Raw genomic sequence first — 24,590 nt, 5'->3', positions numbered from 1 at the left:
TGGATTGATTATGTACGTTGATTAAGGAATTTTTCACCAGTTCATATCGTTGGATAAGGTACTGTACAACCCGATCAAACTGCCTGTAAATCCTCCGGCAATATCGGTCGACAAAATATCTCCCGAAACTTTTCCGCCCAGATTTTTAAAAGTTTTTCCGTCAAGAGAATAATTAAAGGTATAATCATCTCCCTCAGCGACTACCTTGAGCTGCATCGTTTTAGAAAGCCCAATTTTTTCATGGGCAACAATGATAGAGTTTCCTTTTTCTGTTCTTTCCAGTACCAGATAATAGTCATTCCCTTTTTTCGTCAGTCCAAATACATAGTTGAATTTTTCATTCTGATAACACGTAATTCCGGCCAATTCCTTCTCAGATTTCGGGGTAAAATCTAAAGCTACGGCCGCCTCAAACGAAGCATGCTGTTGCCTGTGAAATAATGCTGAAATGGGAGCTTTTGCTTTAATATTGGTAGCAAAAGAATTTATTTTCAATCCTTTTTTAGTGATGGTAATAAAATTTTCACGCGGACCTCTCATCGCTATCCATCTCTTATCAAGATCAGAATTGGTTAAAGCATCTGAAAACGTAAAATTCCCATTCGGAAAAAATCCGGTTTGCCCTGTTTGATTTTTAACTCCTTTCAGCATCTTAAGTGCTGGCTTTATAGGAACTAATCCATTCTGAAATACAGGATACGTTCCGCTCCAGTCTACAGGGAGGATAAAAGTTTCTCTTCCCGTATTTACCCGGTTCTTTTCATTGGGACGGATGGCTAAAAATACTCCGTAATAATCACCTTCAGGGGTTTCTACCAGGTCGGCATGTCCTGCCCAATCTACTTTGTCTTTTCTGTCTTTCGGAAAATAACGCTGGGTAAGGATAGGATTATTTCCTGCGGGAATAAAGGGACCTTTCGGACTGTCGCTCACAAAAATAACTTCACTGTGATTGCCTCCTGTGCCTCCTTCCGCGCACATCAGATAATATTTCCCTCTTTTTTTATAGAGGTGCGGACCTTCTATCCAAATCGGTTTCTGGCTGAGGTCTACTCCACCATTCACAATGATTTTATCTGTGCCTGCTACCACCTGATCTTTCTCGAGATCATAATCCCATATTTTGATCACGCGGTGACCGCTATACTGTTCGGTTCCTTTTGGTGGGGCATCGTTATGAATAATATATGCTTTTCCGTTGTCATCAAAGAAAATGGAAGGATCAATTCCATCAAAATTAAGTTTTTGAACTTCACTCCAGCCTTTTGTTGGATCTTTGGTTTTGACAATCATATTTCCGATCCCGCTGGCAATCTGAGTAGTCACCATATAAAACGTATCGTTGTAGGGGTTGTATTTAATATCCGGAGCATAGATTCCTTCTGAAACACCTGATTTTTCCACTTTCAGCTGTGAAGGTCTGTCTAAAACATGCCCAATCTGCTTCCAGTTGACCAGATCTTTAGACTGAAAGATCGGAACTCCCGGAAACATTGAGAACGAGGAATTCACGAGATAATAATCGTTTCCTTTTCGCGTGATGCTGGGATCGGGATAACACCCCTGAAGGACCGGTGAATAGAATTCATCGTCTTTGAGTGGATTATCGGTATATATTTTATCATTTCCCCGGTACGTAAAGCCGGAGAAAACCTGTGCTGAAATATTCAGGGAAAGCAACGCTGTAACAGCTAAGACTGCTTTATTTTTAAAAACAATTGGATGGATTAGTCTTTTTTTCATAATTATTATCAATTAGTTTTTATCTTATTTTCTGGCTTTCGGTTAATGAAACGGATGATGAGCCAGGCGGCGATATAGGAGATTCCGGCAATAAAAAAGATGATATTGTATCCTCCGTTGATATTTCCGGCTTTTTTAAAAGTGTCCAGTATAATTCCAATAAACAAAGGAAAGATAATCCCGGCAACAGATCCCAGCATTCCACCGAATCCAATCACTGAGCTTACATATTTATTGGGCAATCTATCGCCAACCGTGGTCATCAGATTGGCTCCCCAACCCTGATGTGCAGCCGTAGCAAAAGCAATCACAATGGTAATGACCCACATATTGCCAAGATATTTGGAAAACATAACAGGCACGACCATCAATGCAAAAAGCAGCATCGTTATATTTCTTGCTTTGTTGATTTCCCATCCTTTTTTTATCAGCCATGAGGAAAGGTAGCCACCGCCAATACTTCCGAGGGTGGTTCCGCTGTAAATAAGGATCAGAGGAAGAGACGGTTTCGTAAGGTCCATTTTAAAAACATCGGCAAAATAAGCGGGAAGCCAGAACATAAAGAAATACCAGATCGGGTCGGTCATGATTTTCCCGATGGCAAATGACCAGGTTACTTTGTATTTGAATAATTCGGAAAGAGGGACTTTAGACTGTTCTTCTGGCTGTGCATCCTGATCGCTTTTTATATATTGGTATTCTTCATAGGTTAGTTTTTTTGATTGTTCAGGCGCACGATAAAATTTCCACCAGAGAACAATCCAGATCATTCCGGCTGCTCCAATCCATACAAAGGTTTGCTGCCATCCATAATGTCCGAGAATCCATGGAACTAAAAGAGGGGCCAAAATAGCTCCTACTGTCGCTCCGGAATTAAAAAGACCTGTCGCCAGCGCTCTTTCTTTTTTGGGGAACCATTCTGCTACGGATTTTATCGCGGCAGGAAAATTTCCGGCCTCGCTTAGTCCAAGAGCTGTTCTTGCGAGAATAAATCCGAAGGTATTTTTCACAAAACCATGTCCGATGGATGCGAGAGTCCAGATGATTAAAGAAACTGCATATCCTATTTTTGTGCCTACTCTGTCGATAAATCGTCCCATGGCAAGGTAGCCCAATGCATAGGAAGCGGTAAAAGCCATCACAATATAGCTGTAATCTTTTTCTGTCCAGTGAAAGTCTGCTTCCAGCGTTGGCTTTAGCAATCCCATCACCTGACGGTCCAGGTAATTGATTGTTGTGGCCAGGAAAACCAAAGACAGCATCCACCATCTCATATTCTGTTTTTTAGGAGGATGTATTTTGATCATGGTTGTATTAATGATTAATTGAGGGTTTTACTTTACTTTTTATAGATGATTTCAAACTGAAAAAACAGGGCCTTTCAATCCAATGAATGGCTCCAGGCCCCGTCTACTAAGTATATGAAACTATATGAAACGTGTTTATTTACACTCCGCTGAATGCACTGAAACCGCCGTCAACAGGCAGCAGTGCTCCGGTAATGAAGCTTGCCGCATCTGAACACAGGAACTGTACAGCCCCATTGAGTTCTTCGGCATCTCCAAAACGTCCCATCGGAGTTTTTGCAATCACTTTTATGCTTCGTTCTGTTAATGATCCGTCCGGATTCAATAAAATGTTACGGTTTTGATCACCGATAAAAAATCCGGGGGCAATGGCATTTACTCTTATTGTATCGCCATATTTCAAGGCTAAATCGGAGGCCAGCCATTGGGTAAAATTGGTAATTGCCGCCTTTGCCGCTGAATATCCGGCTACTCTTGTAATGGCTGAATAAGCCGCCATGGAAGAGATATTGACGATACTCCCGCTTCCCTGATGTGCCATTACTCTTCCGAAAACATAGCTTGGATATACTGTTCCGTTGATGTTAAGATCAGTGACCTGGTTCCATCCTTCAATGTCCATATCAAGAAAAGACTGGTCGGGAGATAAGGTGGCTGCTGGAATATTTCCGCCGGCTATATTGAGTAGAATATCAATTTTACCGTATTTTTCCACTATTTTATTCGCTGCGGCTTCTAAACTTCCTACGTCCATCACATTGGCTTCTACGGCAAATGCCTCACCTCCTGCATCGATAAGTTTTTTCACGCGGACATCCAGCGTTTCCTTATTTCTTCCCAGTGCGACAACGGTAGCACCTGCTTTTACGAAACTTTCGGCAAGACTTCCGCCTAACACTCCTGAAGCACCTGTAATGACAGCTATTTTTCCTTGTATACTAAATATTTCGTTCATTTCTTTTAATTCATTTAATAGCATTTTATACTATCGTTTATTATGATACTTCGCCGTAGGTTGTGTCGATTTTCATTTCATTTTGTACAGCTGCCATGACCCCTTCGATCTGGCCAAGCGCTAACATTCTTCCCAAAAATGAATAACCGGGATTGTATCCTTTATCAATATCATCGGTTAAAAGACGGCCGTGATCGATACGCATCGGCAGGGCTGGATTTTCTTTTTCAAATATCCGTATGACGTCGATAAGTTTTCCTCTTCCTCCAAGGTGATGCGCTTCGATAAAATCTCCGTTCTCAAAAACATTGGTACTTCTGAGGTGGACAAATCTGGTGCGTGAAGCATATTTCTGAGCAAGCTTAGGAACATCATTCTGCAATCCTGCACTCAGTGAACCGGTACAGAATGTAAGTCCGTTGTGAGGATTATCTACAGCATTCAGGAACCAGTCGATATCTTCTTCACAGGTGACAATCCGGGGCAATCCTAACAGGGAAAATGGCGGATCGTCAGGATGTACACCCATTTGAATATTCCATTCTTCACATATGGGCATGATCTTTTCAAGGAAATATTTCATATTCTGACGAAGCTGTTCTTTGTCAATACCATCATAAAGCGCCAGTAAACTTTTAAAAATCGCTACGGGATTCTGATCGCCTTCTTTAATGTTTCCATTGACAAATCCCTGGGTTTTAACAATTATGGAATCGATGAGCAGGTGTTTTTCTTCTTCTGTGAGGGTGCTTTTAAGCTGTTCAACTTTTTTAAGAATCTCTGACGAATAGTCTTTTTCTGCCCCTTTTCTTTCAAGAATATGAATTTCAAAATAGGCAAACTTTGCTTTATCAAAATAAAGCGATGATGAACCGTCTTCCCATGGATAATACAAATCTGTTCTTGCCCAGTCGAGGACCGGCATGAAGTTGTAACAAACTGTTGTAACCCCTGCTTTCCCTAAATTTTCTAAACTTTTACAATAATTTTCTATCAGCAGATCCCTGTCTTCACCGCCATATTTAATGGATTCACTTACCGGAAGGCTTTCCACGACCGACCAGCGAAGGCCGGAATCTTCTATGTAACTTTTATAGTCATTGATGGCTTCCAGCGTCCAGATTTCTCCGTTTGGAATATCATGAAGAGCGGACACAATGCCTTCTACCCCAATCTGCCGAAGCATTTCAAGTTTTATTTTATCCTTTTTTCCAAACCAGCGCCAAGTTTTTTCCATAGCTTTTTTAGATATTTTTCATGAAAACAAAGCAGGTGTTGTAAGCACCTACTTTGTCGTTAATATGAATGTGAAATTGTCTTTTAAATATTAATATCCCGGATTCTGATAGGCAGCCAATGCTGTTGCACTCATGTCCATCGCATCCATCTGAGATTGAGGAATAGGTCTTAAATAGAGGTAATTGGCAATATTTCTGGTATAGACTTTTGGAGTGTGATCTCCCACTGCTGTCCCTGCGATGGTATAAGTCTGAGCCAGATCACCCCATTTTTGGGTTCTTACAAGATCAAACCATCTGTATCCTTCTCCGTAGTATTCTCTGGATCTTTCTGCCAGGATGTAATCAACGGTGATTGTAGCTGGAGTTGCAGCAGTCATTGCTGCGCTGTTGTCTTCATTTTTGGCAACGTTTCCGTTGTTGTCCCAACGCCATTTTCCGGCTCTGCTTCTTATTACATTTACCAGGTCTCTTGCGGTCATTGCTCCTGAAGCGCCTTTTACCGCTGCTTCTGCTGCAATGAAATAAAGCTCTGAAAACTTAGCAATAGGAAAAGGACGGGTAATTCCTCCGTTGGGCTGTCCAAGGCCTGTTCCGTTGTCTGTTCTGTACGTTCCGATCTTCCATAGGTTTGGATAGGCGTATCTGCTGATTCCGCTCGGAGCAATTACATAATCTGCTCTGCCCGGTAAAAACCCTGCACCAACATTGCTTTTGTACACTGCATTGCTATAATCTATGGTTTGTGCCGGATCATCATTCAGGAAGGTAAGAATTGCACTTCCGGGTTGTACCGGAAGTCCGTTGGCATTGTATAAGGTAGCATTTGAAATTCCTGCCTTGTTCCAGTTCGCACGGAATGTCGTTACAAAAGTACCATCGTATCTTGAATCCTGCGTTTTATTAGCGAAGGTATTTTTTACAACTTCAATGGTAGGTGCCATTGTTTTCCATGGTCTTCCGTAGGCCTGAGCAGCTTCTCTCTGTACAGATCTCACTGAAGTACCTGTCCATTGCGGATTCTGAGAACTTTCAAGGAATGTATAATCCCAGGTTGTCATCCATGCTGCAAAATTTCCAGGAGAACCTCCTGTGTTATATGAGTGGCTGGATCCGTCATAATATTCACTGGATTCTGTGTGATCTGCATACAACAGCATTTCTTTATTTCGGTCGTTCTGAGCCAGATTGACATCATAATAGGTAGCCTGCAATCCGTATGCTCCGGGATTATTGATCCCTGCTAAAGCAATATCATACGCCTGCTGAAAGTACCACTGAGCGTTGTGCCCGTCAAGGTCTACCCTTGGTGCCTGCGGGTAGGTAGGAATTCCGTTGGGATTCTGAAGCCACCATCCGTAGGTAAGATAGGCTTTTGCTAAAAATAATCTCGCCACTGTTTTAGTAACACCACCGGTAACACGGGCTCCGGTCGGCAGATCCTGTACTGCTTTCAGTAGATCTGGAAAGATGACTTTTGAATAGACTTCAGGAACGGTATTTCTTACAGAACCTCTGACGGTACTGGTATTAAATTGTAATTCTCCGGATCCCAAATCCAACGGAACTCCTCCAAAGGTCTGAGCCAGCATAAAGTAGTCAAAAGCCCTGAAAAACCTGGCTTCCGCGATGATGGCATCAGAAACTCCTACCCCAGAACCTTTTTGAATAACTCCGTTGGCGGTATTGATATTTCTGAATGCATTGTTCCACAAAACGTCGGCACGGCTGGATGAAGGCGTAAGATTTCCGACTCCGGACATATCCATATCTTTGAAGTTGGCGTCTGCGGCGTGGCCATAGGTATATTCGTCGGTTCCTGTTTCACAGGCATTCAGCCAGTATCCGTTTCCGTAAATGTATCGTAAATGGGCATACATAGAAGTGATCCCACCCAGTACTCCAGCTTCTGTCTCAAAGTATTCTGGGGTATAAATATTACGGGGTTCTTCATCCAACAGGTTGGAGCAGCTGGAAAGCACCACAGTACACAGTAAGATTTTTGCTGTCGTATGTATTCTGAACTTTTTCATGTGAGTCAATTTTTAGAAGGTTAAGTTGACACCGATCATATAGTTTCTAAGTGATGGTGTGTTGGTTCCTATGGTTAAAAATCTTGATGGATAAACATCTGATACAGCCTGGTTTTCATTACCATATGAGTTGGTTTCAGGGTCCATGCCTGATTGTTTATGGTAAGGAGAGAAAAATACAAACGGATTAGTAACGGTAGTATACACCCTCAGTTTGCTGATTCCTGCTTTTTTGAAAACTCCCTGCGTGAAATTATATCCCAACGTGATGGTTCTTATTTTAAGATAAGAGGCATCAAAATAGGCTAATGTACTTCCGTATTTAGGGTTATTGTTACTCTGTACACTTCCGGGTCTTGGATAGTAAGCACCCGTATTTTCCGGAGTCCAGTAGTCAACGTCTACGTTATTTCGTCTTCCGTTCATCATGTTCAGGTAACTGGTATTTCCGTAAAGCGTACTGATAAGGATTCCGCCGCTTTTGAACGCTCCGATGATACTTAAATCAAAATTCTTGTACGCCAGTCTTGTATTGAAACCTCCCTGGAAATCAGGATCGGCATTCAGGATCTGTCTGTCATCAGCATTGATGGCTCTCACCGGACTTCCGTCCGCATTATACCCTCCGGTATATTTTACTTTGATAGAACCTTCTACCGATTTAGGATCTCCCGGCTCCAAAATGCTCATATAAGGATCTCCCGGCTGCCACAATCCTACATACTGATAATCGTAGATGGAGTTAATCGAATGGCCCACAAACCACCAGTTGGCAACATCTCTTGTCGCACCTGAAGATAGTGATGTGATTTTGTTTTTATTCGCATAAAAATTAACCCCAAAATCCCAGGAAAACCCGTCAGGATTACGGATAATGGATCCATTTAATGAGATTTCGATTCCTTTATTGCTCGTGGAGCCTACATTTCCGGTGTAGCTTCCTACTCCTGAGGTCGCAGGCAGTTTAACATCAAGCAATAAGTTTTTTGTATTGGTAGTATAATATTCTACCGTACCCGTTAAACGGTTATTAAATAATCCGAAATCCAATCCGTAATTCAGTGTTTCTGAAAATTCCCATCCTAATTTTGAATTAGGCAATGTAGATACATACGTTCCGATTGCATAGGTATCTCCAAAATTATAAGGTTCAGTTGTTAATCGGCCAAAAGTAGAGTAAGGAGCCACAGCCTGGTTGGAAGTTTCCCCGTATCCGAAACGCAATTTCATGGTATTAATGACTTTGGAATCTTTAAGGAATTTCTCTTTTGCAATATTCCAGCCCGCTGAAAAGGCATTATAGATATTCCATTGGTATCCCGGAGCTAACACGGAGGAAGCATCTCCTCTGATCGAGGCAGTAAACATATAACGTCCGTCATACTCATACATTACCCTTCCCATCCATGATTTAAGCCCTCTTTTATAGTATCCCTGGCTATCAGGGTTGATCGTAATTTCTCCCTGAGCCTGTCCCAGGTTATAAAACTGAAACTGGTCTGATGGAATATCCCTGGCTGTGATGTAAGAACTGTTGAATGTTCTCTGTTCCTGAGACTGTAAAGCCACTACATTCACTTTATGTTTCTCTGCAAAAGTTCTGTCAAACGTTAAAATATTTTCGTTAACCCAATGCGTCGTTAAAGAATTTCCAATAGATGCTGTAGACAGGTTATTCGGTTCTGAACTGAAGACTCCTTTGCCGGTGTAACTTCCTGTATTGGTGGTTTTAAAATTCAGTCCGACATTGGTTCTCAATGTCAATCCCTGTACCCACGGAATTTTGAATTCCCCAAAGAAATTATTGTAAGAACTGAACGCAATCGCTTTATCCACCCACGCATCCCCTAAATTATTAATAACATCTCTTGAATAGACATATTGCGTATCCGCAGACATCACTACTCTCTCTTTCCAGGTTCCGTCTGCATTGTAAGGATTGGTAACAGGCGTTGTACTTAATGTATTATAAAGACTTAAATTACTTCCTTTATTAACGGTATAGGCATTATTGGTAGTTATCCCGACCCGGAAATATTTTCCTAATTCCTGATCAAGACTTCCTCTGATATTGAACCTTTCAAAATTTTGCCCCGGCAATACAGACTGCTCATTGTAATAGCTCATCCCAAAGTTGTAGGAACCCTTTTCTGTTCCTCCGGAAATCCCGATATCGTGGTTGGTAAGAATACCGTTTTTGTACATTAAATCCTGCCAGTCTGTATTCACACTTTTGGATTCATCCACTCCATATTGGGTGAAAAGTCCGGCATCCTGGCGCAGTTTAATGAATTTCTGCGCATCCATCATCGGATATTTAGCAAAAACCGATGTAATCCCGGTATAGGTATTATACGTGAAAGTAGCTTTCTGGCGTTTTCTACCTGTTTTTGTGCTGATTAAAATTACCCCGTTTGCTCCACGGGATCCATAAATCGCGGTAGACGATGCATCTTTAAGGATATCCATACTTTGGATATCGTTCGGGCTGATATCGGCAAGTGATCCTGGAAAAGGAATTCCATCCAATACAATCAAAGGATCGTTATCTGCCGTTAAAGAACGGGTTCCTCTGATCCTGATCTGCATGGGAGCTCCCGGCTTACTTGAAGTCTGTGAAATATCTACTCCTGCTACCCTGCCCTGTAATGCCTGGCTGACATTCGCGGAGGGAACTTCTCTCATTACATCTCCTTTTACAGAGGCTACAGATCCGGTTACTGCTTCTTTTCTCTGTTTTCCATATCCTATCACCACCACCTCATCTATCTTCTTCTCCTTTTCAACAGTATCATTTTTAACCTGGGAATACGCTAAGCCTGAAGGCAGTAAAGCCATTGCAAAAAACAATGCAGCTCTATTACTTTTGGCAAAATAAAGTCGGTTCATAATTATTCTTTTTAAGTATTAAGGGGGAAACGAAAAGGCTGGTGCAGATGACTACGGCAGCAGCCTTCTCGTTTTTTTAGATATACATGTTCACGATCGCTTCAAACAGTTCCTGTTTTCCGCTTTTGGTCTGAGGTTCTCCTACCTCGTGAGCAATTCTCTGAAGATCTTCAAGGGTAAGACTTCCTTCTTCAAAAGCTTTTCCATTGCCGCTGTCAAAAGAAGCATATCGTTCTGTACGTAATTTTTTGTAATCGGAGTTTTCCAGAATATCTGCAGCCACTAACAAACCTTTTGCAAAAACATCCATTCCTGAAATGTGAGAGATAAATAAATCTTCCGGATCAGTAGAATTTCTTCTGATCTTCGCATCAAAATTAACTCCGCCGCTTCCTAATCCTCCTGCCGGAAGCAATACCAGCCATGCCTGAGCCAGATCACGGTAATCCACAGGGAACTGATCGGTATCCCAGCCGTTTTGATAATCTCCTCTGTTGGCATCGATGCTTCCTAATAAACCTGCATCCACCGCAGCCTGAAGTTCATGCTCAAAAGTATGTCCTGCCAAAGTAGCATGGTTCACTTCGATATTCAGTTTAAAATCTTTGTCTAAACCGTAATGTCTTAAGAAACCAATCACGGTTTCAGAATCGTAATCATACTGGTGCTTCGTTGGCTCCATAGGCTTAGGCTCAATCAGGAAAGTTCCTTTGAAGCCCTGGCTGCGTGCATAATCTCTGGACATAGAAAGGAAACGGGCAAGGTGATCTTTTTCACGTTTCATTTCGGTATTCAGCAAGCTCATATATCCTTCTCTACCACCCCAGAACACATAGTTTTCTCCGCCAAGTGCAATCGTTGCATCGATGGAATTTTTCACCTGTATTCCTGCGCAGGCTACCACATCAAAATTAGGATTGGTAGACGCTCCGTTCATATACCTTTCATGCGTGAAAACATTTGCAGTTCCCCATAAAAGCTTGATTCCTGATTCTTTTTGTTTTTCTTTGGCGTATTCCACCACTGCCTGAAGATTGCTTTCATAATCTTTCCAGTTATCAGCCGGTGCTACCAAATCTACATCATGGAAACAGTAGTATTGAAATCCTATTTTAGACATAAATTCAAAACCTGCATCCATTTTATTCTTTGCTCTGGAAACCGCATCATTTCCGATATCCCAAGGATGGTGAATCGTTGCTCCCCCGAACGGATCACTACCGTCTGCACACAGCGTATGCCACCATGCCATAGCAAAACGCATCCATTCTTTCATTGGTTTTCCCATTACTACCCTGTCTGCATCGTAATATCGGAATGCCATTGGGTTTCTACTTTCTTTACCTTCAAATTTGATGGTATCAACACCTGGAAAAAACGCTTTCTTTTCTGTTAAAATGTTCATATGTATTTGATTTTATTTTTAGTTTGTTTTTAGTTTGTTTTTTTATAATTTGGCATAAGAATCCCCTGCCTGCCGGTTTTTTTTAAGTCCGCAGGTACTATGAAAAGCTTTATGGTAGGGTGATTACATTATTTCGTTAAGATGTTGTTTCCATCTGGTATAGGCTTCTAAATATTGTTCTCTTTTTTCTGTTTCCGGCTCTATCACAGCAATTTTTTCAAGGGAAGAAAATGCTTCTTTAGAATCTGCATAGAATCCTATTCCCATTCCGGCGGCTCTGGCTGCTCCTACCGCTCCGTCCGTATCGTAAAGTTCAATCACCGCATTGCTGACACTGGCAAGAGACTGCCTGAAAATTGAACTTAAAAACATATTGGCATTTCCTGCACGGATCACCTGGATATCCATACCCATATTTCTCATGATATTCATTCCGTATTCGTAAGAAAAAACGATTCCCTCCTGTGCGGCACGCAGAATATCTCCTTTTGAATGAATATTGAAATTGATTCCATGCATAGAACAGCTGGTATCTCTGTTTTCCAGTACTCTTTCTGCACCGTTTCCAAAAGGAATGATGCTTAATCCTTTTGATCCTACCGGAGAAAGTGAAGCCAGATCATTCATATCCCCGTAAGAGGAAAGTGAGGTGGCAAAATTATGTTTTAACCAGGAGTTTAAAATTCCGGTTCCGTTGATGCACAATAATACGCCCAGCCTGGTTTGTTCAGGGGTATAATTGACGTGCGCAAATGTATTGACTCTTGAAAGAGGATCATATTCCAATTGGTCCAGTACTCCATATACTACTCCTGAAGTTCCGGCTGTTGAAGCAATTTCTCCGGGATTGAAAACATTCAGGGAAAGTGCGTTATTGGGCTGATCTCCTGCCCGGTATGAAATCGGTGTTCCTTCTTTTAATCCCAGTTCCTGAGCAGCAGAAGCCGAAACGGTAGACTGAATCCCGAATGTAGGGATGATTTCCGGGAAAAAACTTTTAGGAATTCCGTAATAATTAATCACGTCTTCAGAGATGCAGTTGTTTTTAAAATCCCAGAATATTCCTTCAGAAAGCCCTTCAATCGTCATTCCTATCTCTCCAGAAAGCTTCATCGCGATATAATCTCCGGGAAGCATTATTTTATCAATTTTTTCAAAAATTTCGGGCTCATTCTCTTTTACCCAGGCTAATTTTGATGCCGTAAAATTCCCCGGTGAATTAAGAAGATGGGATAAACATTTTTCGGTTCCTATTGCCTGAAAAGCCTTTTCTCCATAAGATACAGCACGGCTGTCGCACCAGATAATAGAAGGACGCAGCAGATTCTGATCTTTATCTACCAGGATCAATCCATGCATCTGCCAGGTAATACCGATTCCTTTTATATCTTCCGGATTGATTCCGGATTCATGCATTACAGATTCATGGGCGAGTTTTAAATTCAGCCACCATTCTGCAGGGTTCTGCTCAGCCCAACCCGGGTTGGCGGCCATGATTTTCATTTCTTTTTTAGGAGAAAAATCTGATGCAATAATTTTCCCACTGGATGCCTCTATGAGACAAACTTTAACAGAAGAACTGCCTATGTCATATCCTAGCAAATACATAATTTCAAAAGAGGGTGTTTATTTGATGAGTTTGGTATTGTTTTTCTTAAATATCTTGGCATCGAATTTATAATATCTTGCCGCCCGATGCGATACATTGGTTTCTATCTCTTCTAAAGGAATGATATAGTTGAATGACGAGATCTTTTTATGAAAATTCTTGATATCGATCTGTTTTTCGCTTAATGCACTGTACAGCTGATACAATTGTCTTATGATGAATTTTTTTGGCAGCAGTTCAAAAATAATAGAGAAATCGGATTCTATCCATTTTCTGATCTCTGTTAACGATTCGTTGATGATCTTATTATGGTCAAATGGCAGTGTTGGTACTTTATCTATAGGGCACCAGTCTACCGTATCATATTTTGTGCTGTTGATTTTATGATCAATCTTGCAAAGGGAAAGATAGGCTACCGTAATAATCCTATCGATATCATGCTCATACTCCTTCCCCATCCATTTGATATCCTCCTGGTTGCTTGCCCGCACGGGATCTGCAAAACACTTAAACTGTTTGAGAACCATTTTTTTTATTCCGGTTAATTCATACAGCACCCGTTGTGCGGCATCATCTACATCCTCATCACTCAGAATTAAACTTCCAGGCAGTTTTTTCTGCTTCTCCTTCGGAAAATCATCAAGACGGCGCTGTACCAATAAAATATTCAATTGGTTTTCATGGTCAAATCCAAAAACAACACAATCGACAGAAACATAAGTATGAATAAAATTTGGGCTCATTGACATGTTAACATTTACGTAACATCACAAATATAAAAATTCAATCGAGATAAAAAAATAAATCTAACATTATCAACTGCATATCAACAGCTTACATATCTATTTTTTATGATAAGAATGACATACATTTTATGATAAGGTTATCGTAAAAATGATGATATAAAATACTAAAGAAATTCATTAAGAGTGATTTAACTCTAAAAAAAACCTGCAAAAAGGGAATCATTTTTAAAGGAAAAAATATGATAAGAGAAATTGTAAAATTCTTTAATTTTTTTTCGAAATATGGCAAAAAAAAGCATTTTTAAGTGTAAAATAATTACAAAAATGGAAAATATTTTACCCATTTACCAGCTCAATTTCCCAATTTTATCAAAATGAGAGAATAATTCATAAAAAATGATTGGAAATGGGTCATCTTGTGAATGAATATTTCAATGTACGATATAAAAAGTCATGAAATAAACATAAAAAACTGATTTAATGAATGTTAAAATAACATTCATACTGCATTTTAATATTTTACAAACCTTGAGATGGAATCTGCTATTGCGGATAGAATTTCATTTGATCGAAGATCTCATCTGAATCTGTCCGGAGAAGATCAATAAGCTGTTTAAGTTCGGATTCTTCCCAGCTTTTTTGAAACATTTCGTCATGAATTAACATCACTACATTATTTTTAACAAATGTTTTATCTGAGGTGCATAGATTCTTTACCGAGCTATACATTTCTTCCACCGACTGTATCGGTGTTCCATCTTCAAGACGATGCTGCCATTCTATATCCCACCCGACTACCTTATATCCGAGTTTTGCCAGCTGATCGGCTGTCTGTATTCCGCTGGGACCATCATTTTTTACTCTTCCATTGAGTCGCCACATATTACGGCCCGGTAAGCGGACTATTTTATAAGGCAGTTTTAATAATGACTGATTATACAGGATATCATTCACAGATTTTTCGGTATTGCTGTAAAAGGCTTCGTAATGGTTGTTGACGTGGGAAAAACTATGATTGTATTCATCAATATAGGGATTTTCGTCATAGTATTTTGCATAGGAATCCATTTGCTTATCTTTAATGACATGTTCACCTACCATAAAAACGCTGATTTTAATTTTTTCCTGAAGAATAATGGTATTGATATTTTCACTTCCGTTCAGCGGGCCATCATCAAAAGTGAGATAGAGGTAGCATTTATCAGCGCCTGCTGTGTTTTTTTGAGAATATGTAAAATTCCATATCGTTAAAAAAACAACAATCAGAAAGGTAACCGTCTTATTCATAGCCATTTGATTTGTATACAAATATAATCAACTCCTAAAATATTTTTAATTATTTTTATTGAGGAGTTTTACCGGGGTAAACCTATAAAGCATACATCACTATGAAGATCATGAAAATCTCAAAAATTATTAAACAGGTAGGCTGGAAGGAAGTCCTTGCCGTTATTATTTTGCTGCTGGCATTTGTATTTTTCAGGAGTGAAAGACATGAAATGGCTGCCATTGGTCCGGAACTTAAAAATGCAGATATATGGTGGATAGTATCCGGAATTGTACTGACTTTTTTCTATGTTCTTCTGCAGGGATTGATGTACGTAACGAGCTTCCGGAGTACCGGATTGAATATAAAGCTGGCTGATGCAGTCGGCTTATTTCTTAAGCGAAATTTTCTGAGTATTTTTCTTCCGGCCGGAGGAGTAAGTTCTCTGGCTTATCTTCCCAGGAATATCAGAACCAAAGGCTATAAGTCTTCTAAAATCCATCAGGCAAGTGCGGTGTACGGTTTTGTGGGATTACTGACGGTTTTAATGGTAGGCATTCCGTTGATTGGTTACGCCGTATTTATCAATAAAAATTTCAGTGACAGCTGGATCGGAATTTCTATACTTACTGCTGTACTTGTGGGATGTTATTGTATTTTTATTTCATTCAGAAAGAAAAACTCTTTCTATCTGTTTTTCGAGAAAAAATTTCCCAAACTGATTAGTTCTGCTGAAGAAATTTTCAGCAGTGATATTGATAAAAAACAATTCTGGCTCACCGTCCTGGTTTCGATAGCCATTGAATTTTGTGGTGTTTTTCACCTTTTAATAGCCATGTATGCTTTTGGGGTTCCGGCTTCATTTTCTGCAGCGGCAATTTCATATGTGGTTTCTGTGTTACTGATGATCGTATCGCCATTTCTGCGCGGACTGGGAGCGGTAGAATTTTCCCTTACTTTTATCCTTGCTAATTTCGGATACAGCCATGCAGATGGCTTAGGAGTTACGCTGTTATATCGTGTTTTTGAATTCTGGCTTCCGTTGGTATTGGGAATTTTTTCTTATTTGTGGAGCGGAAGAAAGCTTTTCGCCAGGGTACTGCCGGTTTTCATGATTTTTTCTTTAGGGATTATAAATCTCCTTTCCGTTATTACTCCGGCACTTACCAACAGAATTCATATCCTAAAAAACTATCTTCCTCTGGAAGCTATTCATCTCTCTAAAATACTGACGCTTATTTCGGGAATCCTGTTGCTGGTAACTTCGGCTAATCTTTTTCGTGGTTCTAAAAGGGCATGGTATTTTGCGGTAGTTCTTACCATAACTTCGGCTGTATTCAATGTGTTAAAAGCATTAGATTATGAAGAAGCGTTATTTGCATTGTTCACGTTAGGATTATTGATATACAGCCGAAAGGAATATATTTTAAAGGCAAAAAGAATATCTATTCATCGGGGATTCAGCTGGTTTTTAGGAATTTTCATCATTATTTTTATTTTTGACTGTCTTGCTTTTTACTTTATCAGTGAACGGCATTTTGGAATCAATTTTACCAAAGAACAGGCGGTATATTATACGTTATACACGTTTCTTCTGTTTAAAGATTCAGGACTTGTTGCCAATACTCCGTTTGGAAGGGATTTTCAAAACCTGAATTATATATTAGGAATTACTTCCTGGCTTTTCCTTATATTTTCATTTTACAGAATGAATATTCACCGGGAGCAGGATGACACTGAAAACCGCAGCAGTGCAGAGAATCTCGTGAAAGAATACGGAAATTCTTCACTGGATTATTTTAAACTAACCCAGGAAAAACAGTTTTATTTTTCCGAAGATGTTCACGGATTTGTTTCATTCAGAACAGCCAATGGTTTTGCAGTGGTACTGGAAGAGCCTGTATGCCCGGAAAGGGATAAAACAGATCTGATCCGGGAATTTGATCATTACTGTCAACAAAATAATTTAAAAACGTGCTATTACCGGGTAGATGAAAGCGGGTTGATTTACTTTAATCCCCTGAAAAAGCAAAAACTTTTCATCGGCCAGGATGCTGTAGTGGATACTGAAAAATTCAGTCTGACCGGAAAGGATAAAAAATCAATCCGGAACAGCATTAACGGTTTAGAAAAATCCGGATATTATGCAGAGATATTGTATGCTCCTCATCCGGAAGAGATTATTGCCCAGATAAAAAATGTTTCTGATCTTTGGCTGACAGAATCTGATAAAAAAGAAATCGTTTTTGCAGAAGGAATGTTCAATGCTGAAACGGTACAAACTGAAGATCTTATCCTTATATGGAATGCTGACCGGAAATGTGTGGCATTCCTGAATATCATTCCTCACTGTGCTCCTGATGAATGCAGCTATGATATGGTGAGAAAAACTGAAGATGCCCCCAGTGGCAGTATTGATCTGCTAATTGTAAAGCTGGTAGAATATGCCAAAAGTAAAAATCTTCAATACATCAATATGGGAATGACTCCTATGGCCGGAATGCAGCAGCCCAGCAATACGGCTGAAGATGTCTTACAGTTTGCGTATCAGAGAGTCGGCAGTTTTAAATCGTATCAGACGCTTAGAAATTTTAAAGAAAAATATGCCAGTACCTGGGAAAATAAATATCTGGTCTACAACAGTGATTTTGATCTGTTACAAATTCCAGCCTCACTTAATAAGGTTATGAAGCCATGAAAAATGCAGTATTATTCCTTCTGAAACTACTTCCTGTTGCCGCATTACTGCTGCTGCAGGCCTGCAGCTCTAAAAATGATTTTGAAATATCTGTATGGAATTCGCATACCAATAAGCCTATTATTTTTTACATCAGTGGAGATGCCGGGTTTAATTCTTTTTCAAAAGGGTTAAACGATGACTTTCATACTTTGGGATATGATGTTTTTGCCTTAAATACAAAAACGTATTTCTGGAATAAAAAAACGCCGCAACAGACCTCCGCACAGATCGAATCCTATATCAATCAGCAGCTTAACGGACGGAAGAATCAAAAAGTAATTTTGGTAGGCTATTCTTTCGGGGCGGATGTTACTCCTTTTGTGTACAATCATTTTACAGACCATTTAAAAAAGAAAATTCAGCATGTTTTTATTATTGGTCCTTCAAAAACGACTGATTTTAAAATCCATCTCAACGAATATTTCGGTATGGAACCTAAAGGCAGCATGGCTGTAGTTCCTGAAATCAATAAAATACATACGGTTCCGGTAACCCTGATCCTGAGTAATTTTGAATTTCTCCACTTTCCTTACCAGCAAATTACGCTGGGTTCCAACTATCATATGAAACATATTCACGGAAATCATCATTATAGCGGAAATACAAAGCTCCTGTCCGGGTATATTCAGAAGGTGCTTGAAAATAAAACGACACTTTAGACTTAATTTTATAAAAAATCCCCGATACACAAGGTAGCAGGGAAAATTTCATTTAACTTTTAATCCACTCTTCACTGGTTTGGATAACCGCGTGTCTGGGAAGTATTTTTTCCATCAACATCTGATGAACATCAGGCTGCTGATCCTGACAACCATCCGACAAAATGGTGAGCTGATAATCTTTATCCGCTGCTTCCAGTGCCGTAGACAGAATAACACCGCTTGTAACCACACCGCACATCACCAGATGTTTGATTTGCTGTGACCTTATAATAACTTCCAGATCACTGCCCACAAAAGCACTGAACCTTTTCTTGATAACAACAGGCTCATTTTCAACCGGGGCCAATTGAGGTACGATGGTCATAAAGTCTTCCATACTGATTTTTTCCAGCATGGATGCTAAATTCCCAAAGGTTTTATTGTGGATATTAATTTCCGGAAGGCCTTTCTTAAATCCTACCACTGCATAGATCACCGGAATTGCATGTTCCCTCGCATATTGTATGGCTTTTGATACGTTATAAATCAGTTTTTCACTTCCTTCTAATCTCTGCAGCAGATTTTCCTGCATGTCGAGAACCAGCAATGCCGTTGAATTGTTGTTTTGCATTTTTATCGTATTTATGGGTTTAAAATAATATCTTTTTTATGTTGAATCTCCAGATCGCCTTCACAGGAATCCGGTTTTTTTTCACCTTTTAAAAATTTGTAGAAAAACATCACAATAATAAGACAGAGAATTCCCTGCGCCAATTGGCAGTGCTGGGCACTGATGTATTTAGAAATCCAGCCAATGATAAGACTTCCCAAAGGCAGAGTACCCAGCGTAGCCATAGCAAAGAAACCAATCACACGTCCACGCATTTCCACCACAGAGACGGTTTGAATAATGGTATTACAGATCGGCATAATAGACATGGTTCCAAATCCGCAGATGAAGCAGAATATGATGTAAACAGGTAATATTTTTACAAATGACATCGCAATAAGCCCTGCTCCCAATAACAAAAGATTGAAAAAAAGTATTATTTTAAGATTGCTTACTTTTTTCTGCGAGGCTATGAATAAAGTACTGGTAAAAGCACCCAATCCTGTCGCCGCAGTTATATACCCGTAGGTAGCGGCATCTCCATGAAACACCGATTTGGCAAAATAGGGCTGCAACGTATTATAGGTAATCACAAAAAAACTGACCAGGCTGCAGAGCAAAAGTGTTTTAGAAATCTCCGGTTGTTTTTTCATATAATCGAAGCCTTCTTTAAAGTCTGTCCACGGTTGTTTTCTTTTTAGAGGAGCTTTATAAGCTGGAAAATGGATCATATTTAAACAAATAATCACTGCGATAAAACTAATGGCATTGGTTCCGAAACAAATAGCTGCCCCATAATTGGCAATAACAATTCCCGCTAGCGCAGGTCCTGCCAGACGGGTCAGGTTATTGAGTGAGGAATTCATGGCGATAGCAGCCGGCAGATCTTCATTGGATTTTACCAGATCATTAACCATGGCCTGCCGTGCCGGAATATCGTAGGCATTGGCGATCCCGAGCATTAAACTTAACAGTAGCAGTATTGATACAGAATGGTATCCGTATACATAACAAACAGTTAATAAAACGGCTTGCAGTGCGGAGATAATTTGCGTGGCCATCAGAATTTTGTATCGGTTGTACCGGTCGGCAGTAATTCCTCCTGCCGGAGATAATAAAAAGGATGGAAACTGCTCGGCAAAAGTGGCTACCCCTACCATCAGAACAGAGTTCGTCATGGTGTAAATTACCCAGATTACCGCAGTACGCTGCATCCACATTCCTATTCTTGAAATTAACTGTCCTGTAAAAAACAACCGGTAATCACGGGATTTAAAGACTCTGAAGGCGTTAGCAAAATTCATATTATTTTTTATAGACTAAAATTAAAATTGGGTCGAAAAATAAATAAAAAAAATATTACCGGATTCCACGATAATATAATTCACAGAATTGGTTAAGAACATCTTTCCCGTCATCATCAGGATTTCCATGAACAACAAACTCTCTGTTGATCCCACGTATCGCGGAAAGGAAGAGAAAAATATTCTTTTCAATCTGATTAATGTCCATGTCAGGGATTTCATTCCTTTGTATGGCATTGAAAAATACCTGCTGTAAAATAAGGATTTCTTTCTGCAGATATTTTTGGTGAATCTGTTTTTTAGCTTCCATATATTGGGAAAATGCCTCAGCATCCATCCCGGCTTCCATGGCTTTATATAAGGATTTACGCTTTTGAACCATCTCAAATTTTGTATGGGTAAAAGCTTTCAGTTTATCCAGGAAAATATCGTGTATGCTAAGCCTTTTTAATGTTTCAGTAACTACATCACTGATCTCTGAATCCAAAACTGCATTGAAAATTTCTTCTTTACTTTTAAAATAATAATAAAGGGTACTTTTCCCCTTTCCTACCGCTTTTGCGACATCTTCCATGGTCACCATACCCAATCCGTGTTTCTGGAAAAGTTTTTGAGCAGCAGTGATTACCTGATTTTTAAAATTTTCGTTGGCCATATTTAAAATACTGATGCAAATATACAAATTTTTCGACCGAATTTAAATATCAGTCCAAAATTTATACTATTTTTAACATGAAGAAGTTTTTTCCAATTTTAAAGATTTTTTTTTCATGTCATTACCCTTATAATATTAATAATAGTCTATTTATCTGTTTTTGTAGAACCAAGAGCCCAGGCTATTAATACCGGCTGAAAAAATAATCTCAGCAGTCTTTTATTATCAGTATCCAGCCCGAAACCATCTTTCCGGTCTTTGTACTGTGCAATATTTCCTGGAAATACCGCAGCGAAAAAAGTTCCTGCCACTTTTCCTACGATATCCTGTTGCTTTTCAGAAGCTCCAATCAATGCAGTTCCTAAAGCAATTTCGGCAATACCTGAGTAGAATACAGTATCATCTTTTTCAAGAGGTACCCATTCCGGTACCTGAGCTTTAAATTCTTTTCGGGCAAAGGTTAAATGTCCTATACCGGCTGATATTAAAAATCCGCCCAATGCATATCTTCCTATTTTTTTGATGAGTTGCGTATCCATTTGTTTAATTTTTAAGTTTAACTGTCTTTTTTATCAGAGTGGTTTTTCAACAGTATATAGGTTAATCCAATTCCAAGTCCTGCCAACAGTGCCATTTTAGTATTTCGGGAAGGTACGGGCAGCATGGTTTCTCCGTAAATTTTATGGGGATTTTTGGATTCCTGCAGAACATTTCCGGGATCAGAGGGCGCATTTTTCATCTTCATCATGAGACGCATTCCTGCTGAAGCGATATTAATAATAGGTTTTGGGAATAAGCCGTATACGGTTTTAAGAACGAGTGAAGTGGTATCGGGAAAGAGGTCTTTTTGAGGACTTCTTGCAAGTTGTACTATTTTAGCAGCGGTATCGCGTGGATCGGCTGCAAATGGCGGTATTTTAAAATCCAGTCCTGAATATTTTGCAGAATGCATATTTCCTGTAGACTGCTGGATTTGCGGATAGAGGTTACAGATATGAATATCTTTAGAATTGGAAATTTCTCCGTTCAGGCATTCCATCATTCCCCGGATACCAAATTTTGTAGCGGAATAGACGGCACTGTAAGGAGCCGGCATAAAGCCTCCAATGGATACGTTATTGATAAGAATTCCTTCCTGCTGTTTTTTAAAAATTGGCAGCACGCTGTACGCGCCATGCATGTATCCGAATAAATTGGTTTTTATGACATGTTCATGGAGTTCCATAGGTATTTCCTCAAACTTTCCACTGGCCATGACTCCCGCATTATTAACCCAGATATCAATTCTTCCATTGAATTGTAAGGCTGTTTTTGCCAGGTTTTCAACATCTGATGCTATAGAAACATCGGTAACAACGCCAATGGCTATGGCTCCTAAATCTCTGCATAATGCTACGGTTTCATCCAGGGCTTCTTTTCCTCTGGCGGCAATAACGATATTACACCCTTCTAGTGCAAATGCTTCAGCAGTGGCTCTTCCTACTCCGCTGCTTCCTCCTGTAATAACAACGGTTTTTCCGCTTATTTTTTGTGGTAATTGATCCTGTGATTTCATTTTGTGAGTGGTTTTAAAGTTTCAAATAGTTACTTATAATGAACCTATTATTGTGCCACAAAAATGAAAATTATCCTTAAAATGTATATTTTTTTGTCTAAAATTTAATGATAACCAATAAATACATTGATTTATTTTATCTCTTTTTTTAATAATGCCGGAAAGTCCGGAGCCGGAAATGGGAAGTTATTGTTACTTCCAAACTCACATTATTTATGCATTCTTTTTTCCCTTTTACGTAATTCTTCAGTCTTTTTTAATTCACGCATTTTTATGTTCAGCAGCTTGCGGAGATCGTTATTATATTTTCTGTAATTTTTTATAGTCTGCTCCAGCTTTCTTTTGGTAATCAGATAGTCTTCATACAATCCACCCAGTTCTGAAGCCCGGGAAATGATATCTCCGGACTGTCCATCAGCATCACCAGCGATTTGTTTTACTAACCAGCGGTAATGCTCCATCCTTTCGGTCAGGTTGCTGTGAAATTTAGGTTCTATTCCCTGCATAATTATATTTATTGATTAGTTTCCAATACTGATCAGCGGTGCATCACTTTGAAATATAATTTTCATTTTCTCACCGGATATTTCTTTGCTTTCCTGCTTTGAATAAATGGTACTGAGGACCGATGAAAGCAATACTTCATCGGGATTTCCCAAAGGAAGTAAGGGCAACGATGCATATTCACTGACCGGTTTCTGTGGAGTAATTCCATTACTGTACCCGCCTTCACCATCGGCATTGAAAACTTTATAAATAACGGGATGAATCTGCCATGAGATTTTACGGGGTTTTCGTTTATCTTCTACGGTAAATCCTGCCATATCTTTTCCCAGGGTGATGTCTCCAACCTGCATCACCTGCATATACGGTTTAAGGTTATTAATCACGATTTCAGAGGCTGATGCGGTACTGCTGGATGTGAGAATATATACTTTGTTTATTCCCAATGCATTGGCCCGTAATGCAGGAAAGCTAAGAGCACCGGGATCATAGGCAATCTGCTGTGAGAAGGTTCTCTTGACTTCCCCACCGTTTTTATTTCCTTTATAGGTAATGAAATGGGAGCCGGAGGTGATGCCTGAAGGAATCAATGCACAAAGTGCAGCCGCAGAGGCAACGGAACCGCCATAGTTGTAGCGCAGATCCAGAATTAAATCCTGTATTCCTGCTGCTTTAAATTCTGCAAATTTCTGATTGAGTATGGGAGTCATTCCATCAGGAAAATCATACACATACAGGTATCCTGTTTTTCTTCCGCTTTCTTCAAAAATTTTCGACATCACGGGCTGATCTAAAGAAAACCCGTAATAAATGGTCATATTAGTTTCGTTGGTCACCGTCCCGTCTTTCCAGTCTCCCACGGTAAGTGTCAGGATGGTTTTCTCAGGAATGGAGGTGGTCAATTGTTCAGCATTAGAAGCTGTGAGGAGTGTTCCATTAATTTTTGTAATGATCTTTCCTCTTTCCAGTCCGGCATTCTGTGCTGGGGAGTTTTTAAGGACAAGCTTGACAACAGTGACCACTTTACCACCCGGCATTTGAAGAGTCGTATAGTCAAAACCGTACATATTCCGTACAGAACGTGGGTACGTCGAGGAATCATCTGTATTCACAATGAAAGAAAAACGATCCTGAGAAGAGAGCAAACTTTTAAAGAAGTCTTTGACCGGCAGGTGGTAATCCGGTTTTGCAGGCATCTGCTCTGCCCAATAGTAATATCGCCTCATACTATCCTGAACCCAGACATTCACTGATTCTGTGCTTCCTTCCGGAAAGTTGGGAATATCTTCATCCGTATCTTTGCAGGAAATGATAAAGACAGAGACTACTGCGAGTACTAATACGGCGGCTTTAAAAAAACGTATGATAGATTGGGTTGGCATAAATTCC

General features: G+C 39.7%; 19 protein-coding genes. 2 read left to right on the top strand and 17 right to left on the bottom strand.

The window, feature by feature from the left end:
• Positions 1-33: 33 nt before the first annotated feature.
• The 10 genes from IW15_RS16150 to IW15_RS16105 form a co-directional block, all read right to left on the bottom strand.
• Positions 34-1,743, bottom strand: a complete 1,710-nt coding sequence (locus IW15_RS16150; protein ID WP_034713432.1) for a glycoside hydrolase family 43 protein — start codon at positions 1,741-1,743, stop codon at positions 34-36.
• A gap of 8 nt (positions 1,744-1,751) precedes the next feature.
• Complete coding sequence (locus IW15_RS16145; RefSeq protein WP_034713430.1) at positions 1,752-3,050, bottom strand: MFS transporter; 1,299 nt, start codon at positions 3,048-3,050, stop codon at positions 1,752-1,754.
• Between the two features lie 139 nt (positions 3,051-3,189).
• Entirely contained in the window at positions 3,190-4,005 is an 816-nt protein-coding gene (locus IW15_RS16140; protein WP_034713575.1) for an SDR family oxidoreductase, read from the bottom strand.
• 40 nt (positions 4,006-4,045) lie between these two features.
• Positions 4,046-5,242, bottom strand: a complete 1,197-nt coding sequence (gene uxuA, locus IW15_RS16135) for a mannonate dehydratase (RefSeq protein WP_034713426.1) — start codon at positions 5,240-5,242, stop codon at positions 4,046-4,048.
• A gap of 90 nt (positions 5,243-5,332) precedes the next feature.
• A complete protein-coding gene (locus IW15_RS16130; RefSeq protein WP_034713424.1) occupies positions 5,333-7,276 on the bottom strand; it encodes a RagB/SusD family nutrient uptake outer membrane protein in 1,944 nt (647 codons plus the stop codon).
• A gap of 12 nt (positions 7,277-7,288) precedes the next feature.
• A complete protein-coding gene (locus tag IW15_RS16125) occupies positions 7,289-10,165 on the bottom strand; it encodes a SusC/RagA family TonB-linked outer membrane protein (RefSeq protein ID WP_034713421.1) in 2,877 nt (958 codons plus the stop codon).
• 76 nt (positions 10,166-10,241) lie between these two features.
• The gene (xylA, locus tag IW15_RS16120; RefSeq protein WP_034713419.1) at positions 10,242-11,570 is read right to left on the bottom strand and encodes a xylose isomerase; all 1,329 of its coding nucleotides are present in this window, start codon (positions 11,568-11,570) and stop codon (positions 10,242-10,244) included.
• Between the two features lie 123 nt (positions 11,571-11,693).
• Entirely contained in the window at positions 11,694-13,178 is a 1,485-nt protein-coding gene (locus tag IW15_RS16115; RefSeq protein WP_034713416.1) for a xylulokinase, read from the bottom strand.
• Between the two features lie 18 nt (positions 13,179-13,196).
• A complete protein-coding gene (locus IW15_RS16110; RefSeq protein WP_034713413.1) occupies positions 13,197-13,922 on the bottom strand; it encodes an NUDIX hydrolase in 726 nt (241 codons plus the stop codon).
• Positions 13,923-14,468: 546 nt separating this feature from the next.
• Positions 14,469-15,212 carry a polysaccharide deacetylase family protein gene (locus IW15_RS16105; RefSeq protein ID WP_165585211.1) on the bottom strand — a complete coding sequence of 248 codons (744 nt, stop codon included), beginning with the start codon at positions 15,210-15,212 and terminating at the stop codon, positions 14,469-14,471.
• Between the two features lie 110 nt (positions 15,213-15,322).
• Here IW15_RS16105 and IW15_RS16100 point away from each other — a divergent pair, with 110 nt between their 5' ends.
• Positions 15,323-17,890, top strand: a complete 2,568-nt coding sequence (locus tag IW15_RS16100; RefSeq protein WP_034713568.1) for a phosphatidylglycerol lysyltransferase domain-containing protein — start codon at positions 15,323-15,325, stop codon at positions 17,888-17,890.
• Positions 17,887-18,591 carry an AcvB/VirJ family lysyl-phosphatidylglycerol hydrolase gene (locus IW15_RS16095; RefSeq protein ID WP_051882100.1) on the top strand — a complete coding sequence of 235 codons (705 nt, stop codon included), beginning with the start codon at positions 17,887-17,889 and terminating at the stop codon, positions 18,589-18,591. Before IW15_RS16100 ends, IW15_RS16095 begins: the two co-directional genes overlap by 4 nt.
• A 52-nt stretch (positions 18,592-18,643) precedes the next feature.
• Here the strand turns inward: IW15_RS16095 and IW15_RS16090 are convergent, their stop codons facing one another.
• The 7 genes from IW15_RS16090 to IW15_RS16060 form a co-directional block, all read right to left on the bottom strand.
• Positions 18,644-19,204: a cysteine hydrolase family protein gene (locus IW15_RS16090; protein ID WP_034713411.1), complete on the bottom strand. Its 561-nt coding sequence runs from the start codon at positions 19,202-19,204 to the stop codon at positions 18,644-18,646.
• Between the two features lie 11 nt (positions 19,205-19,215).
• Positions 19,216-20,487, bottom strand: coding sequence for an MFS transporter (locus IW15_RS16085; protein WP_051882098.1), 1,272 nt, complete (start codon positions 20,485-20,487; stop codon positions 19,216-19,218).
• A 55-nt stretch (positions 20,488-20,542) separates the two neighbouring features.
• The gene (locus tag IW15_RS22120) at positions 20,543-21,142 is read right to left on the bottom strand and encodes a TetR/AcrR family transcriptional regulator (protein WP_051882096.1); all 600 of its coding nucleotides are present in this window, start codon (positions 21,140-21,142) and stop codon (positions 20,543-20,545) included.
• A 146-nt stretch (positions 21,143-21,288) separates the two neighbouring features.
• Positions 21,289-21,681: a DoxX family protein gene (locus tag IW15_RS16075; protein WP_034713408.1), complete on the bottom strand. Its 393-nt coding sequence runs from the start codon at positions 21,679-21,681 to the stop codon at positions 21,289-21,291.
• Positions 21,682-21,698: 17 nt separating this feature from the next.
• Complete coding sequence (locus IW15_RS16070) at positions 21,699-22,697, bottom strand: SDR family oxidoreductase (RefSeq protein ID WP_034713406.1); 999 nt, start codon at positions 22,695-22,697, stop codon at positions 21,699-21,701.
• A 209-nt stretch (positions 22,698-22,906) separates the two neighbouring features.
• Positions 22,907-23,203, bottom strand: a complete 297-nt coding sequence (locus IW15_RS16065; RefSeq protein WP_034713403.1) for a hypothetical protein — start codon at positions 23,201-23,203, stop codon at positions 22,907-22,909.
• A gap of 15 nt (positions 23,204-23,218) precedes the next feature.
• Entirely contained in the window at positions 23,219-24,583 is a 1,365-nt protein-coding gene (locus IW15_RS16060; RefSeq protein WP_051882111.1) for a S41 family peptidase, read from the bottom strand.
• Positions 24,584-24,590: the final 7 nt, after the last annotated feature.

It is taken from the genome of Chryseobacterium soli (assembly GCF_000737705.1).
In the GTDB taxonomy this organism is placed as follows: domain Bacteria; phylum Bacteroidota; class Bacteroidia; order Flavobacteriales; family Weeksellaceae; genus Chryseobacterium; species Chryseobacterium soli.
The sequence above is the reverse complement of the archived record's forward strand: the minus strand, read 5'-3'. Positions and strand labels throughout refer to the sequence as shown.

Coding starts and splice junctions, on each gene's coding strand:
- IW15_RS22120 (WP_051882096.1), bottom strand. CDS start 21,142: ATGGCCAACGAAAATTTTAAAAATCAGGTAATCACTGCTGCTCAAAAA.
- IW15_RS16060 (WP_051882111.1), bottom strand. CDS start 24,583: ATGCCAACCCAATCTATCATACGTTTTTTTAAAGCCGCCGTATTAGTA.
- IW15_RS16085 (WP_051882098.1), bottom strand. CDS start 20,487: ATGAATTTTGCTAACGCCTTCAGAGTCTTTAAATCCCGTGATTACCGG.
- IW15_RS16105 (WP_165585211.1), bottom strand. CDS start 15,212: ATGAATAAGACGGTTACCTTTCTGATTGTTGTTTTTTTAACGATATGG.
- IW15_RS16070 (WP_034713406.1), bottom strand. CDS start 22,697: ATGAAATCACAGGATCAATTACCACAAAAAATAAGCGGAAAAACCGTT.
- IW15_RS16095 (WP_051882100.1), top strand. CDS start 17,887: ATGAAAAATGCAGTATTATTCCTTCTGAAACTACTTCCTGTTGCCGCA.
- IW15_RS16145 (WP_034713430.1), bottom strand. CDS start 3,050: ATGATCAAAATACATCCTCCTAAAAAACAGAATATGAGATGGTGGATG.
- IW15_RS16115 (WP_034713416.1), bottom strand. CDS start 13,178: ATGTATTTGCTAGGATATGACATAGGCAGTTCTTCTGTTAAAGTTTGT.
- IW15_RS16075 (WP_034713408.1), bottom strand. CDS start 21,681: ATGGATACGCAACTCATCAAAAAAATAGGAAGATATGCATTGGGCGGA.
- uxuA (WP_034713426.1), bottom strand. CDS start 5,242: ATGGAAAAAACTTGGCGCTGGTTTGGAAAAAAGGATAAAATAAAACTT.
- IW15_RS16100 (WP_034713568.1), top strand. CDS start 15,323: ATGAAAATCTCAAAAATTATTAAACAGGTAGGCTGGAAGGAAGTCCTT.
- IW15_RS16130 (WP_034713424.1), bottom strand. CDS start 7,276: ATGAAAAAGTTCAGAATACATACGACAGCAAAAATCTTACTGTGTACT.
- xylA (WP_034713419.1), bottom strand. CDS start 11,570: ATGAACATTTTAACAGAAAAGAAAGCGTTTTTTCCAGGTGTTGATACC.
- IW15_RS16065 (WP_034713403.1), bottom strand. CDS start 23,203: ATGCAGGGAATAGAACCTAAATTTCACAGCAACCTGACCGAAAGGATG.
- IW15_RS16140 (WP_034713575.1), bottom strand. CDS start 4,005: ATGAACGAAATATTTAGTATACAAGGAAAAATAGCTGTCATTACAGGT.
- IW15_RS16110 (WP_034713413.1), bottom strand. CDS start 13,922: ATGAGCCCAAATTTTATTCATACTTATGTTTCTGTCGATTGTGTTGTT.
- IW15_RS16090 (WP_034713411.1), bottom strand. CDS start 19,204: ATGCAAAACAACAATTCAACGGCATTGCTGGTTCTCGACATGCAGGAA.
- IW15_RS16125 (WP_034713421.1), bottom strand. CDS start 10,165: ATGAACCGACTTTATTTTGCCAAAAGTAATAGAGCTGCATTGTTTTTT.
- IW15_RS16150 (WP_034713432.1), bottom strand. CDS start 1,743: ATGAAAAAAAGACTAATCCATCCAATTGTTTTTAAAAATAAAGCAGTC.